The organism is Bacillus inaquosorum KCTC 13429, assembly GCF_000332645.1.
In the GTDB taxonomy this organism is placed as follows: domain Bacteria; phylum Bacillota; class Bacilli; order Bacillales; family Bacillaceae; genus Bacillus; species Bacillus inaquosorum.
The window spans coordinates 246419-260219 of the sequence record NZ_AMXN01000004.1 but is presented as its reverse complement, the minus strand read 5'-3'; the positions used below and the strand labels follow the sequence as shown (position 1 = coordinate 260219).

Annotated in this window: 13 protein-coding genes, 1 tRNA gene, 2 pseudogenes and 1 riboswitch; of the genes and pseudogenes, 9 read left to right on the top strand and 7 right to left on the bottom strand. The window is 42.4% G+C overall.

Going from position 1 to position 13801, the window contains the following annotated elements:
* Positions 1-12: 12 nt before the first annotated feature.
* Positions 13-2289 (bottom strand): ATP-dependent helicase, encoded by a 2277-nt coding sequence (locus BSI_RS09335; protein WP_003239232.1) that lies wholly within the window; start codon positions 2287-2289, stop codon positions 13-15.
* A 118-nt stretch (positions 2290-2407) separates the two neighbouring features.
* Between BSI_RS09335 and BSI_RS09340 the strand changes: the two genes are divergently transcribed.
* Positions 2408-2662 carry a hypothetical protein gene (locus BSI_RS09340; RefSeq protein ID WP_003239230.1) on the top strand — a complete coding sequence of 85 codons (255 nt, stop codon included), beginning with the start codon at positions 2408-2410 and terminating at the stop codon, positions 2660-2662.
* Between the two features lie 73 nt (positions 2663-2735).
* On the opposite strand, the gene BSI_RS09345 is transcribed toward BSI_RS09340, so the two are convergent.
* From BSI_RS09345 to BSI_RS09355, 3 genes are read right to left on the bottom strand one after another with little or no spacing between them, the layout of a single operon-like run.
* The gene (locus BSI_RS09345) at positions 2736-3158 is read right to left on the bottom strand and encodes a GNAT family N-acetyltransferase (RefSeq protein ID WP_003239229.1); all 423 of its coding nucleotides are present in this window, start codon (positions 3156-3158) and stop codon (positions 2736-2738) included.
* 5 nt (positions 3159-3163) lie between these two features.
* Entirely contained in the window at positions 3164-3679 is a 516-nt protein-coding gene (locus BSI_RS09350; protein ID WP_003239227.1) for a YjcG family protein, read from the bottom strand.
* Positions 3680-3715: 36 nt separating this feature from the next.
* Positions 3716-4438: an esterase family protein gene (locus BSI_RS09355; protein ID WP_003239224.1), complete on the bottom strand. Its 723-nt coding sequence runs from the start codon at positions 4436-4438 to the stop codon at positions 3716-3718.
* 167 nt (positions 4439-4605) lie between these two features.
* Positions 4606-4726, top strand: a riboswitch (SAM riboswitch).
* A 68-nt stretch (positions 4727-4794) separates the two neighbouring features.
* On the opposite strand from BSI_RS09355, the gene metI reads away from it, so the two are divergent.
* Both metI and metC read left to right on the top strand, forming a co-directional pair.
* The gene (gene metI, locus BSI_RS09360) at positions 4795-5916 is read left to right on the top strand and encodes a cystathionine gamma-synthase/O-acetylhomoserine thiolyase (RefSeq protein ID WP_032732178.1); all 1122 of its coding nucleotides are present in this window, start codon (positions 4795-4797) and stop codon (positions 5914-5916) included.
* A complete protein-coding gene (gene metC, locus BSI_RS09365) occupies positions 5909-7081 on the top strand; it encodes a cystathionine beta-lyase (RefSeq protein WP_032732129.1) in 1173 nt (390 codons plus the stop codon). The genes metI and metC overlap by 8 nt, the downstream gene beginning before the upstream one ends.
* Positions 7082-7113: 32 nt before the next feature.
* Here the strand turns inward: metC and BSI_RS09370 are convergent, their stop codons facing one another.
* Both BSI_RS09370 and BSI_RS09375 read right to left on the bottom strand, forming a co-directional pair.
* Complete coding sequence (locus BSI_RS09370) at positions 7114-7656, bottom strand: GNAT family N-acetyltransferase (RefSeq protein ID WP_003239217.1); 543 nt, start codon at positions 7654-7656, stop codon at positions 7114-7116.
* Positions 7657-7725: 69 nt separating this feature from the next.
* Positions 7726-8916: a DUF819 family protein gene (locus BSI_RS09375; RefSeq protein ID WP_003239215.1), complete on the bottom strand. Its 1191-nt coding sequence runs from the start codon at positions 8914-8916 to the stop codon at positions 7726-7728.
* A 173-nt stretch (positions 8917-9089) separates the two neighbouring features.
* On the opposite strand from BSI_RS09375, the gene BSI_RS09380 reads away from it, so the two are divergent.
* From BSI_RS09380 to BSI_RS22530, 3 genes and pseudogenes are all read left to right on the top strand, one after another.
* A tRNA-Val gene (locus tag BSI_RS09380) sits at positions 9090-9162 on the top strand.
* Between the two features lie 174 nt (positions 9163-9336).
* Positions 9337-9495 (top strand): annotated as a pseudogene (locus BSI_RS09385) (peptidoglycan-binding domain-containing protein); the annotation flags it as partial.
* 616 nt (positions 9496-10111) lie between these two features.
* Positions 10112-10189 (top strand): annotated as a pseudogene (locus BSI_RS22530) (N-acetylmuramoyl-L-alanine amidase); the annotation flags it as partial.
* Between the two features lie 40 nt (positions 10190-10229).
* Here BSI_RS22530 and BSI_RS09390 read toward each other — a convergent pair.
* A complete protein-coding gene (locus tag BSI_RS09390; RefSeq protein ID WP_003239211.1) occupies positions 10230-10571 on the bottom strand; it encodes a hypothetical protein in 342 nt (113 codons plus the stop codon).
* Positions 10572-10749: 178 nt separating this feature from the next.
* On the opposite strand from BSI_RS09390, the gene BSI_RS09395 reads away from it, so the two are divergent.
* The 3 genes from BSI_RS09395 (at position 10750) to manR (ending at position 13787) form a co-directional block, all read left to right on the top strand.
* The gene (locus tag BSI_RS09395) at positions 10750-11031 is read left to right on the top strand and encodes a putative quinol monooxygenase (protein ID WP_003239210.1); all 282 of its coding nucleotides are present in this window, start codon (positions 10750-10752) and stop codon (positions 11029-11031) included.
* Between the two features lie 190 nt (positions 11032-11221).
* On the top strand, positions 11222-11542 hold the full coding sequence (locus tag BSI_RS09400) for a YjcN family protein (protein ID WP_003239209.1): 321 nt from the start codon (positions 11222-11224) through the stop codon (positions 11540-11542).
* A 292-nt stretch (positions 11543-11834) separates the two neighbouring features.
* On the top strand, positions 11835-13787 hold the full coding sequence (manR, locus tag BSI_RS09405; protein ID WP_003239208.1) for a mannose transport/utilization transcriptional regulator ManR: 1953 nt from the start codon (positions 11835-11837) through the stop codon (positions 13785-13787).
* The last annotated feature ends 14 nt before the right edge of the window (positions 13788-13801 follow it).

Sequence of the window (13801 nt, the reverse complement as noted above, 5' to 3'; positions counted from 1 at the left end):
ACTGCCGGGCTGTTAATTATGCAAGGGCTGTCTTTGCTGTAAGAGAGGATACAAAAATCTTGAACGGTGGGCCGTTTTGCCGCGCCTGTTTGCGGGACAAGACAAATATAAATGCTGTTTGGCACGTGTCATCGCTACATATAACAGGCGTCTTTCTTCCTCCAAAGGAGCTTCATCACCTTTTCTCGCTGTTTCTAATGAGAAATCGTGTGGAATCGAGCCGTCTACCGTGCCTAACACGTAGACGGTTTTGAACTCAAGGCCTTTTGACCGGTGAATGGTCATCAGTTGAATGCCGTTTTCATCCATTTTGTTTTTCTCAGCGGCCCTCATATGGTCCACGTGGGCGAGAAAGTCAGGTATCGTTTTGAACTTCTTGGCGACGACCTTGATGTCGCGCAGGTCATCGGAGCCTTTTTCCAGCTTGTTGCCCTCATTGCCCCGTTTTTTTAAATACTCGGAGAAGCCCATTTTTCCTTCTGCAAAGGTGATCGCTTCCACCGGCTTCATCGTGCGGAGGCTTGCGAAAAACGGCACGATCTTCTTGATTTTATTCAGCTGGAAAGGCTTCAGATCAGGAAGTTTGGCTAGCGCTTTAATCATGGAGCAGTCCTCGGTAATCGAGAGTGCCTTCAGCGTGTTCAATGCGGACTGTTTTAAGAATAAGGCGGGCAGCAAGTGCTTAATCGCCTCAGTATCATCCTCGTTTTGGCTGGCGTACAAGTAAGCGAGAATCTGGCGGACAATCCGTCTGCTGTAAAACGATTGGACGCCGCGGTCAGCTGTATAAGGAATTGACGAATGATGAAGCCTTTCGTAAATGGCGCGGCCTCCGCTGTTTGTGCGGTAGAGAACTGCAAAGTCTTCAGGGTTTGCCCCGTTTTGAATTTTTTCTTTGATATCGGAAACGACCATTGTGGCTTCTTCCTCTTCGTCATAAGGATAAAACAGCACAGGAGCCTGGATGTCATCACGGGCCGCTTCAAGCGTTTTGGCATACCTGTTTTTATTCTTTTTCACGACGATATCAGCACTTGAGACGATCGGGTGCGTGGATCTGTAGTTCGCGGTTAAATAGATCGTCTTCGCTCCGGGATAATCCTTTTGAAAATCAAGAATAAAAGACGGATTGCTTCCGCGAAACGCGTAGATGGACTGGTCATCGTCCCCGACACAGCACAGGTTTTGCTCCGGGCTGGCCAGCATTTGCATGATTTTATATTGCACCGGGTTAATGTCCTGAAACTCGTCAATTAAGATATACGTAAACCGAGATTGATATTGTTCCAGAAGGTCCGGCCGATCGATAAACAATTCATAGCAGGCGGAAGCCATATCATCAAAATCAAATTGATTGTGTTCTTTTTTCTGGCGCTCATAATGTTCATATAATCGGTAGACTTGTTTTTCCCACTCATCCTGTAAAGGAATGCGTTCATTCGGAACATAAGTGTTTTTCCAGAAACCGATCTGCTGCAGGGCCTGATCAACGGGGAACTCTTTCTCATCTATGCCTTCTTCATAGAGTGCTTTTTTGACATATTGTTCCCGCTGCCACTCCATTTTCAGCAGATGGTCGCCGTTCCATTTAGCAGAATCATAGTGATACAAAATCTTATAAAACAAGCTGTGGAATGTTCCGGTGACAAGTCTTCTGACTTTTGCAGGCTGTAATCCGTACTGCTTCGCCATACGATCTTTCATTTCGGAGACAGCTTTTGTCGTGAAGGTGACAAGCAGCATGTGTTCCGGCGGTATGCCTAAGTGTTCGATCATGTGGGCGGCGCGCGCTGTCAGCACGCGTGTTTTTCCGCTTCCCGCACCTGCAAGCACAAGCAGCGGGCCTTCGGTTTCCGTGACAGCTTTCAGCTGATCTGTGTTCAAGCCGACAGACGGAAAAAGGCTTGTATCAGGTTCTATTGTTTTTTGTATAAATGGTGTTCCGGGTTTAATGCTTCTCGGCCGCTTCCATTCCGTGACAGCCGGAGACGAGTCAGCAACGATCGCTTTTCCCTTGGGCAAACGAAAGACACCGGATTCCTGATAGTCTTCTTTTTTCTCCTCTTTAGCGGGTTTCGTTTCGCAGGCCTCCTCACATGCCGGAAAATGGCCTGGCTGGCGGTGAATAAACTCCGGCGGATCGGTGATGTTAAGCCTTAACAAAACGGGCTTTCCGCAATGAGAACAAAATAAATGTCCTTTTATTCCTTCTTCAAAAAGGAATTGATAATGTTCTCTAGAATATGTATGTAAATGTATGGTTCGATCATTCAGTCGGGCGCATTTCAAAAAGGGGTCCTCCCAATCAAAAAAGGTGTTCATTACAGACAAAGAATATCATATCAAAAGAAACGTGTTTCAAAAAGTAAGTTTAAGGGAATAGAGACAGCAGAAGGGTGGGTATCGCATGATATATGCAGGTCAAATTCAGAACCAGCAATACGCTCAATATGCAAATAGAACGATTGGACATAAGCAGGATTATGCCGGAACCGAAAAAATCAGCTATGTCCCGTTTCAGCGGGTATACAAAGAACTGGAAAAGCAGCAGGAGAATCAAACGGCTGCTGAAAGAAAGGTAAACGAGACAAAACGTAAGCGCTCTCTTTATAAGAGATTGCGAGAAAAAGGAATGGGCACGTACATTAACCGATATGTATAAAAAACCGTTCACATCCAGAGAACGGTTTTTTATATGCGGAAAAAATCCGGATCTCAATAGACCCGGATGCTGTTTAATCCTTAATCATTTGTAAGTGGGGAATGCCGGCATCGAGGAATTCTTTTTCAGAAAGCACGCGATACCCGTGTTTCTTGTAAAACGGCACAGCCTGTGTTTGTGCGTTTAAAATGAAACCGGAAGCGCCGCCGTCTGCGGCCGCTTTTTCTAGCGCTTTCATAATGATGCCGCCGACACCGGCTGAGCGGTGGCTTTTTAATACACAAATCCGCTCTAACTTGCCGTAGCCGTCCTTCATACGCCATCTTCCGGCGCCGACAGGCTTTTCACCGTCATACACGACGATATGCTCCGACTCATTTTCTAGTTCGTCAATTTCTTCTTCAGCAGGCACGTTTTGTTCTTTGACAAAGACTTCTTCTCTTACATAAAATGCATCTTTCATTTGTTCTTCATTTTTTGCAATAACTGCTTCCAAGTCGATTATTCTCCTCCGCCTAGCAAGAAGGTTTCATACACTGTCCATGATCCGTTTTCCAGCTGATAAAGCAAGTGGAAGCGGTCAACGATTTCTTCATGTGACACTTCCTGCATTTTTAATTGTCCCAGCACATCCGAATGCTCGTCGTCGGAAAGATTTTGCCCGACCGTCACATGCGGAACGAAATTGTATTCCTGTTCACCAGCCAACACACCGGTGTATAACTTTTCATTGAGTGTTTTTAATTCTTCCGTCGGCTCTGCTTTGATGTAAATGACATTATTAACAGGCGCAAATGAGCTGTATTTTGTCATTTTGAGAACGACCGGATGGGACTCCTTCGCGATGTTTCTCAGATGTGACACAAGCTGATCCGCTTTCTCCTCCGCACATTCAAACGATGCTCTCAATGTCAAATGGGGCGGGATCAGGGAATAGCTCGGGTCATAGCGCTTTCTGTAAGAGTTCGCAAGGTCTTGGAGTTTTTTTGATGGAAATAAAACGATTCCGTATTTCATATTATGTCCCTCCTGGAAATAAAGTATGATAGAGTATCAAAGCATTTTTTTCAGCGCCGGCGTGATGAGCGGCTGCCAGTATGTCCATTTGTGATCTCCGTCAAATGGCTCAAAATAATAATCGGAAAGCTTCTTCTCCAGCAGCTGTTTCAGCTCCTGATTCGGTTCTGTAAAGTCCAGAATGTTTCCGTCTGTTGTGTGGACGTCAGTTTCTTTTGTGCCGATTTGGTGATAAATAGAAAGGTGTTTGATATCGTCTGACTGTTTTACAGCTTCCAATACATGTTTGTCAACATAAGGAGACTGCATGATGATGTTTCCGAACATATTCGGATAATCAAGCGCTGTCATAAGAGATATGGTAGCCCCGAGCGAATCGCCTATCAGCGTGCGTCCGTAGCCGACCTGATAGGTTGGATACTCGTCATCCGCAAACGGAACGAGCTCATGGGCGATAAACCGTTTATACCCCGAAAATTTGGAACCTTCCGGATGATAGGTTTTTCTGCGCTCTTTTACATCCTTATAAGGAACACCGATAATAATGCTCCGGTCTATTTCCCGTTTGGACAGCAATTCCTCAACCTGTCTGCCGATTCTCCCCAGCCTGAAATAATCGTGGCCGTCCTGCGCGATAATGACATGGTATTTATAAAGAGGGGAGTAGTTGGACGGCAGATAAACGAGCAATGTCATTTCTTCGTTAAGCTCTTTTGAAAAGAATTTCTTTTCTTGCACTGTGCCGTTTTTCGGTGCCATAATACATTCCTCCAGGACATCACTAGACTTTCTTGCTGTTTTCCATTATTGTACCATGAATTATTAGAAATTTCTCTCTTTAAACCGTTCGGAACTCGAAGAAAAAAGTGTTGAAATAAACTGCAAATTGCGCTAATATAAAACAATCAGAAAATTGAAATCGATATTTCTTATCGTGAGAGGTGGAGGGACTGGCCCTTAGAAACCTCAGCAACCGGCTTGTTTTGCATATGCAAAACGCCAAGGTGCTAAATCCAGCAAGCGTTTTTTATGCTTGGAAGATAAGAAGAAGCGTTAAACCCCTTCTTCTTATGAAGAAGGGGTTTTTTATTATGAAAAGGGAAGGTGTCAGCTATATGTCACAGCACGTTGAAACGAAATTAGCCCAAATCGGGAACCGAAGCGACGAAGTAACGGGGACAGTGAGTCCTCCTATTTATTTATCAACAGCATACCGCCACAGAGGGATCGGAGAATCAACCGGATTTGATTATGTCCGCACGAAAAATCCGACACGCCAGCTTGTTGAGGACGCGATCGCCAACTTAGAAAACGGAGCGAGAGGGCTTGCCTTCAGTTCGGGAATGGCAGCCATCCAAACGATTATGGCGCTGTTTAAAAGCGGAGATGAACTGATCGTTTCATCGGACCTATATGGCGGCACATACCGTCTGTTTGAAAATGAATGGAAAAAATACGGATTGACCTTTCATTATGATGATTTCAGCGATGAGGATTGTTTACGCTCTAAGATTACGCCGAATACAAAAGCGATGTTTGTGGAAACACCGACAAATCCGCTCATGCAGGAGGCGGATATTGAAAGGATCGCCCGGATTACAAAAGAGCACGGTCTTCTGCTGATCGTTGATAATACATTTTATACACCGGTCTTGCAGCGTCCGCTTGAGCTGGGAGCTGACATTGTGATTCACAGCGCAACCAAGTATTTAGGCGGGCATAACGACTTGCTTGCGGGACTTGTCGTTGTAAAGGATGAGCAGCTTGGTGAGGAAATGTTTCAACACCAAAATGCGATCGGCGCCGTCCTGCCTCCGTTCGATTCGTGGCTTCTGATGAGAGGAATGAAGACGCTGAGCCTCAGAATGCGCCAGCATCAGGCAAACGCGCAGGAGCTTGCGGCGTTTTTAGAAGAGCAGGATGAAATTGCCGATGTACTGTATCCCGGAAAAGGCGGCATGCTGTCCTTCCGTCTTCAAAAAGAAGAGTGGGTCAACCCATTTTTAAAAGCGCTGAAGACCATTTGTTTTGCTGAAAGTCTCGGCGGGGGGGAGAGCTTTATTACATACCCTGCCACACAGACGCACATGGATATTCCTGAAGAGATCCGCATCGCAAACGGGGTCTGCAATCGTTTGCTGCGTTTTTCGGTCGGAATTGAACATGCGGAAGATTTAAAAGAGGACCTAAAACAGGCGTTATGTCAGGTCAAAGAGGGAGCTGTTTCATTTGAGTAATCACAATTGGACGCTGGAAACCCAGCTCGTGCACAATCCATTTAAAACAGACGGCGCAACAGGGGCGGTCAGTGTACCGATTCAGCACGCATCGACCTTTCACCAATCTTCATTTGAAGAGTTTGGCGCATATGATTACAGCCGCTCAGGCACGCCGACCAGAACGGCTCTTGAAGAAACAATTGCCGCACTGGAAGGCGGAACGAGAGGATTTGCTTTCAGTTCAGGCATGGCTGCGATCTCAACAGCATTTTTACTTCTGTCACAGGGCGATCACGTTCTTGTGACAGAAGATGTATACGGCGGAACCTTCCGCATGGTGACAGAGGTGCTGACTCGGTTTGGCATTGAGCATACATTTGTCGACATGACGGATACAAACGAAGTAGCGCGGAATATCAAGCCGAACACAAAAGTTATTAATATGGAGACACCGTCAAATCCGACACTTGGGATCACTGATATTAAAGCGGTTGTTCAGCTTGCCAAAGAAAACGGCTGTCTGACCTTTCTGGACAATACATTTATGACACCGGCACTGCAGCGTCCGCTTGATCTCGGGGTGGATATTGTACTTCACAGTGCAACAAAATTTCTGAGCGGACACAGCGATGTGCTGTCAGGCCTGGCTGCTGTCAAGGATGAAGAGCTTGGGAAGCAGCTGTATAAGCTGCAAAACTCGTTCGGCGCCGTCCTTGGCGTGCAAGATTGCTGGCTCGTGCTGCGCGGATTAAAAACATTGCAGGTCCGTTTAGAAAAAGCGAGCCAAACAGCGCAGCGGCTTGCAGAATTTTTCCAGAAGCATCCGGCGGTGAAACGCGTGTATTATCCGGGGCTGTCTGATCATCCGGGTGCTGAAACCCATAAGAGCCAGTCAACGGGAGCGGGCGCCGTGCTATCTTTTGAGCTTGAAAGCAAAGAGGCCGTTAAGAAATTAGTAGAGAATGTATCACTTCCGGTCTTCGCTGTCAGCCTTGGTGCAGTGGAATCGATTTTGTCCTATCCTGCTACGATGTCTCACGCGGCAATGCCTAAGGAAGAACGTGAAAAACGAGGCATCACAGACGGCCTTCTCCGTCTTAGTGTGGGTGTCGAACATGCAGATGATTTAGAACGTGATTTCAAACAAGCGCTGAAAGAAATTGCCCCAGTGGCGGTCCGTTAAAAAAGAAGCCGGCGATAGCCCGGCTTCTTTTGTTATTCATCATCAGGATTCAGAATCGCGAGAACTTGATGATCCTCCCAAACGCCATTGATTTTTACATTTTTTCGGGCAATGCCCTCTTTATGAAATCCGGCTTTTTCCAATACGCGCATGGACCCGAGGTTACGGGGCATCACACCGGCTTCAATGCGATGCAGTTTCAATTCGTGGAACGCATAATCAACAATCAATCTGACCGCCTCTGTCATGAGTCCCTTTCCATTGTGGGATTTGTCTAAAAAATACCCGATGAACGCAGTTTGCAGCGCCCCGCGGATGATTTGAAAGAGCGAAACCGTCCCGATTAATGTATCGTCCGAGACTGTAAAAATGCCAAAATAATATTCTTCATCTTTCTCCAGTCTTTGCTGGTACTCGGTTATTCGTTTTCTTTGCCCCTCAATCGTATAATAATCGTCTGCGCGAATCATGGAAAACTGTTCGAAAAAATCTTGGTTTTCGCTTTGCAGCCGCAGATTTTCTTCCGCATCCTTTACTTCTAAAGGTCTTACATAAATGGTATTTCCTTTTAACATACATTGATCTCTCCGTTCTCATGTCGGCATTCCTCTTACATTATTCTCAGGAAACTGCAAATATCCTTTTTATAAAAAGGAAGAAAACCAATTTCCCATAAAGGTGCCGACATAGTTACCAATTAAGTAGCCAAGCGTACCGACAAGCATGATCGGGGCGACAAGCTCCCGCCATCCCTTGGCAATTGCCATCGCAGCCGCGGTCGTGGGCCCTCCGACAGTAGCGTTGACGGCGAGCAGAATTTCTTCAAGCCGCACGCGGAACAATTTTCCGACGGCTAAGGAAACCGCTAAATTGCTGATCGCAATGATAAAGACAAATAAGAGAATAAGAGGCGCATTGGTGACGATTAAGCGCAGATCTGCAGGAATGCCGATCACCACAAAAAATAAATAAATCAAAAAGGTTCCAAGCTCCTGAGATCCATTGAGCCTTTCAAAAAAACGCGGGAAAAGAAAAATGATAAGAACCGTTAAAGACGTAAGCATCAGGTATTGATCGCCAAGCGTTCCGGTCAAAAGAGGATGAGAAAAAATGTTTTTAAAATAGCCGGAAATCTTCACACTAACCGCAACAAGCGCAAAAGCAGCACCGGCATTGAAAGCGATATCCTTTAAGGAAATGTCCTTCCGTTTCCAATAGCTTTCTGCACTGTTTCTGCTGTTTCCATCGGCTTTCACTTTCTCCTCAAACGGCATGGCATAGTGCCGCTGAAACCATTTAAGTGCAGGAATGCTGATTAATATAAAAAACAAAAGCGCCATCATAAAATTATCAGCCACAACGGTAGCCGACACATATTCCCCCGGTGTCTCAAATTTTGCCGCCATCGCCGCAAAATTGATCCCGCCGCCGATATAAGAGGCGCTGATCATCCCGCCGATTTTATCTAAATAAGGAATATGCTGTTTGAGTAGAAAAAAAGCAAGGATGCTGCCGAGCACAGTTCCAGCGGAGCTAATCAGAAATATAAACAGCAAACGCCTGCTTTCCTTAAAAATCTGCCGCACATTGATCTGAAACAGCAAAAGGGGTATCGCCAGCGGTACCACATAAGACCATACGGTATCGTATACAGGCGATTCAACAGGAAGCACCCCTATATTTGTAAACACCATTGCACCTGCCAGCGCGATAATAGCGCCAGACACAGCGGACGCCCACTTAAAGCGCTGCTCCAGCCCAATGCTCACTGCCGCCCACACCGCAATAAACCCCCATAATACCCAAACATCATCAGAAGAAATCAAAGAATGCAAAACCCCATCACCCCTATTATTAGAAAATTAAGACATATTATAATGGCCGAGGAACAGAACAGCAAGTCCGAAAAAAAGTTTTTCTAAAAAAGCAGTTGACGAATAGAAGGGAAGGTAATATAATAGAACTTGTCAGAAAGACAACAACATACCCAGCAACACATACATATCATGATTCCGTAGCTCAGCTGGGAGAGCGCTACCTTGACAGGGTAGAGGTCGCTGGTTCGAGCCCAGTCGGAATCATAGCTTAAACCCTTGCGTAGCAAGGGTTTTTTACTTTACTTATTTATTGATTGATTTTGTCATCATTCATCGAATTGGGGATGAATTTATTTTTTTGAGCTGATTTTGAAGGAGAATTCAAAATCAACTCTGTTTTTGTGCTAGGTTTCTAGGATCGAACTGGTTAAAGTGTTTTACTATCCAGATAAAGGGGCGAAGAATAACGGCATTGATGGCGTGTATGGACCCAAAACAGAAAATGCAGTCAAGCGGTTTCAGTCAGTGAATGGTCTAAATGCTGATGGCATTTATGGGCCAAAAACAAAGGCGAAATTTGAAAAGCTTTTAAAATAAGTTTGTGAATTTTCGAGGTTGAAAAATCTCGTGTTTTTGTACCAATTAGAATAAAAAGGACGTTTAAGCATAAAAATCTACCCTCGATAAATAAACCGAGGGTTTTTTTATGCAAAAAAGAAAGCCTATTAAACCAGGCTTTTGCAGTTTTATAGTTAACATACTGTGAATTATCAGAAATTCTTTAAAAAATGTTATTTAAAAAAGTTTTTTATAGCCTCTAAACGTATGTTATGACCACATTCTTCACAAGTATATTTTCCTTTCATATTTTCTTTAAATTGCTTATATTTCAATGTGCCTTCATATACTCTAAATTTTTTACTGCAACTTATACAAATTACTTCATAATAAAAAATCACAAATCCCTCCTTTTCTTAAAATTAATATATACAACAAAGGACTTAATTTAAGAATTTTTATTTGAACTTTGAGCGAACTATTCAAGATACAATGAAGCATCACTCATAAAACCTAATTATGTCAGAAAAGAATTTTTGTAAGAGTATTAAACGTAATGCTTCTCCAAAGTAAAAAGACATTAAGTTGCACATACAGCCAGCAATAACAACTATATGCGTTCCATACTTTATTTTAAAACAAAATGAGTGCAGTTTTCTATTCTATACTGGGACTTAGGCAGGACAATATTTACGGACCTAAGACTAAAGCGAAAATTGAAGCCCTATTGAAGAAAAAAAATTGTCTCTTGAATTTCAAGGGACCTAAAAGTTTCAATCAATGCTCTTATACCTTTCTGGGATCTTGTCTCTCCAAACAAGCATAAGGTTTTTAAATTTTTCTGTTTCCATGGAACTTTTGTCGTTTTCACTTTCTGTATAAAGGTGTTCTACGACTGTTAGATCTTTTTTTATATATGCAATGGTGGTGTTTAATTGAATCTTATATTCTTCAGAAGAGCCATCCAATACTTCTTGAATAATTTTTAAGTATTCATCAGCTTCATCCACCGAAACAATGTCTTCAATGAAATCAGAAAAGTATTCTAGTTCTGTAGGAAGAACTACTCTTAAGTACCCTAAAGGGTCTCTTTTAAATTCAAATGAATATTCCATGATAAATCAATCATTCCTTTGGTTTTTTATATAAAGGATATGCAGTTGCTATTGAGCCATATTTAATAAATTACTTTTAATATAATTTGAACTGGCGTAATTCGGGGATTTGCGTTTTTATTTTTAGAAAAATGTTATAATGAAAAGTCATAAAATGTTGTGAAGAGGGGGAATTTTGATGCATTACATAACCGCATGCTTAAAAATCATCAGTGATAAAGACCTTAATGAGATAATGAAGGAATTCAAAAAACTTGAGGAAGAAACTAACAAAGAAGAAGGATGTATTACATTCCATGCTTATCCGCTTGAACCATCAGAACGCAAAATAATGCTTTGGGAGATTTGGGAAAACGAAGAAGCTGTTAAAGACCATTTCACGAAAAAACACACAAAAGACGTTCAAAAACAAGAATTAACGGAAGTAGAATGGCTAATGAAAAGCAATGTGAATGAGTAAAAAGACATCTTCAAAAGAGACATTCAAAGACTAAGAATCAACCACTGTAATTCAGTGGAAAAATGTTGGCGGATTGTTGTCCAACTCTGCCAACTGGTAAAAATACTAATGTAAGCTATATGAGAATATAATAAACTTTGTTGGAGAATAAAATACATGTAATAGATGTTAAAAGGCAGTGTAGAAAAAAATGAAAAAGAAAACTAAAATTATACTTTCTCTTTTAGCGGCACTTCTAGTTATTTTGATAGCACTACCGGTTTTATCTCCTGTTGTCTTTACAGCTGCTTCTGAAAAAGGAGCAATCAGACACGAAATGTATAAAAGGGGATATCCCTACCAAAGCTACTTTGCCGTTCTCCAAAAAAGAGAAGGAGACAATGAATCTGGGAATCTTTATTATGTAAATTGGATGGATTGGAAAGATGAAACAGGACAAACTCCTCACTTATGCTATTCAAAACAAGCATCAGATGGTGAATACAAAGTTAGCTGTGGAACAGGGCCCTAAAAAAATTTGAATAGGTCCAAGACCGAAAGCCTGCGGACACTGATCATTGGACACAGAACTCTGTGCTTTGGATTGGTGTCCGTTTTTTTATCTTTTAAATTTCAGAGTGTCTTTCACGATTACTAAGACAGTTAACTCAAAAACATAAAAAACCCTTTTTTCCGGAAGCTTCGGTAAAAAACGAAACTTTTGGCTCTATGATTCTGCTGTATAATGTAAACGGTTTCTTATATAGTATACTTATACTATCAATTTGCTCAAATGGATACTGACAGGAAGGATAGAAAAACAGATGGAATACATAAATACAAGACAAAAAGAGATTTTGTATCTGTTGTTATCTGAGCCTGATGACTATTTAGTTGTGCAAGATTTCGCAGACCGGGTACAGTGTTCTGAAAAAACGATCAGGAATGATTTGAAAGCGATCGAGGATTATCTTAATGAACATTCTCATGCTCAGCTCATTCGGAAACCGGGATTAGGCGTCTATTTACATATAGAAGATCAGGAAAGGGCCTGGCTAAGCCAACAATTACATACTGAACATTTTCATTCAAGGCAGCGGACCGATGAAGAAAGAATGCTCCAAATTGCTTATGACTTATTAATGAATGTAAAGCCTTTTTCCGCAAAAGAAATAGCCGCTCAGCATTTTGTGAATCGATCCGCCATTAAAAAGGATTTGTGTGCGGTAGAGGAGTGGCTGAAGCGATATGACCTCACGCTGGTTTCGAAGCAGCGGCTTGGTTTAAAGGTTGAAGGGAACGAAAAAAGTAAAAGAAAAGCATTGGCAAGAATATCTGATTTGATAGATAACACGGAGTTTACTAGCCAATTTATTAAAAGTAAGTTCTTAAGTCATGAAGTAGATTTTGTGACGAAAGAAATCAAATCATTACAAAAAAAGCATTCTATCTATTTCACAGATGAAACGTTTGAGAATTTGCTGCTGCATACGTTGTTAATGATCCGCCGAATCAAAATGAAGCAGCCGATCTCGATTTCTCCAAGAGAATTGGCGGCAGTAAAAAAGAAGAAAGAATATCAATGGACATTTGCTTGCTTACAACGGCTTGAGCCGGTTTTTGCCATCCGCTTTCCTGAAGAAGAAGCTGTGTATTTAACATTACATATATTAGGCGGGAAAGTTCGTTATCCATTACAGAAAGAACTGACAAATGACCTTGAACATGTTGTACTTTCCAAGGTTGTAAGGCACTTAATCAATCGTGTTTCAGAGCTGAAAATGCTGGATTTTCATAACGATCAGGATTTGATCAACGGATTGAACATTCATCTCAATACAGTGTTACAGCGGCTGAGCTATGATCTTTCTGTATCAAACCCTATGCTTAATGACATTAAAAAGATGTATCCTTATTTGTTTCATCTTGTCATTGACGTTCTGGAAGACATCAATCAAACGTTCGATCTTTATATCCCTGAGGAAGAGGCAGCATATTTGACTCTGCATTTTCAGGCAGCGATTGAACGGCTGCGTCACAGCAGCGAGACACATAAAAAGGCGATCATCGTCTGCCACATGGGCATCGGAATGTCACAATTGCTGCGAACAAAAATTGAACGGAAATGTCATCAAATCGCTGTAATGGCCTGTATCGCTAAAGCTGATTTGGCGGACTATACAAAAAAGCATGAGGATATAGATCTTGTCATTTCCACCATTGCGCTGGAACGTGTAACGATTCCCCATATTGTTGTATCACCGCTTTTGGAGCCTGGTGATGAGAAGAAATTGAGTGCATTTATACGTCAGCTTGACGAATCGCACCGCCAAAAACAAAAAACTTTTCAGATGCTGAACAATACAACTCCTTTTTTGGTTTTTTTACAGCAAGAGGCAGAGCACCGCTACAAGTTAATTGAACAGCTGTCGACAGCTTTGTATGAAAAAGGCTATGTTGAAAAGGAATATGCGGTTCATGCGGTTATGCGGGAAAAAATGGCGGCGACAAACATTGGGGCAGGCATAGCCATTCCTCATGCAAACGCTAAATACATTAAACAATCAGCAATTGCAATTGCCACATTAAAAGAGCCGCTTGATTGGGGAAATGAGAAAGTATCGCTTGTTTTTATGCTGGCTGTCAAACATGAGGATCAAAATATGACAAAGCAGCTGTTTAGTGAGCTTTCATACCTGAGTGAGCAGCCGGCCTTTGTGCAGAAGCTGACGAAAGAAACAAACGTCATGACATTTTTATCTTATTTGGATTATTAAAAGCAGGGATTCAT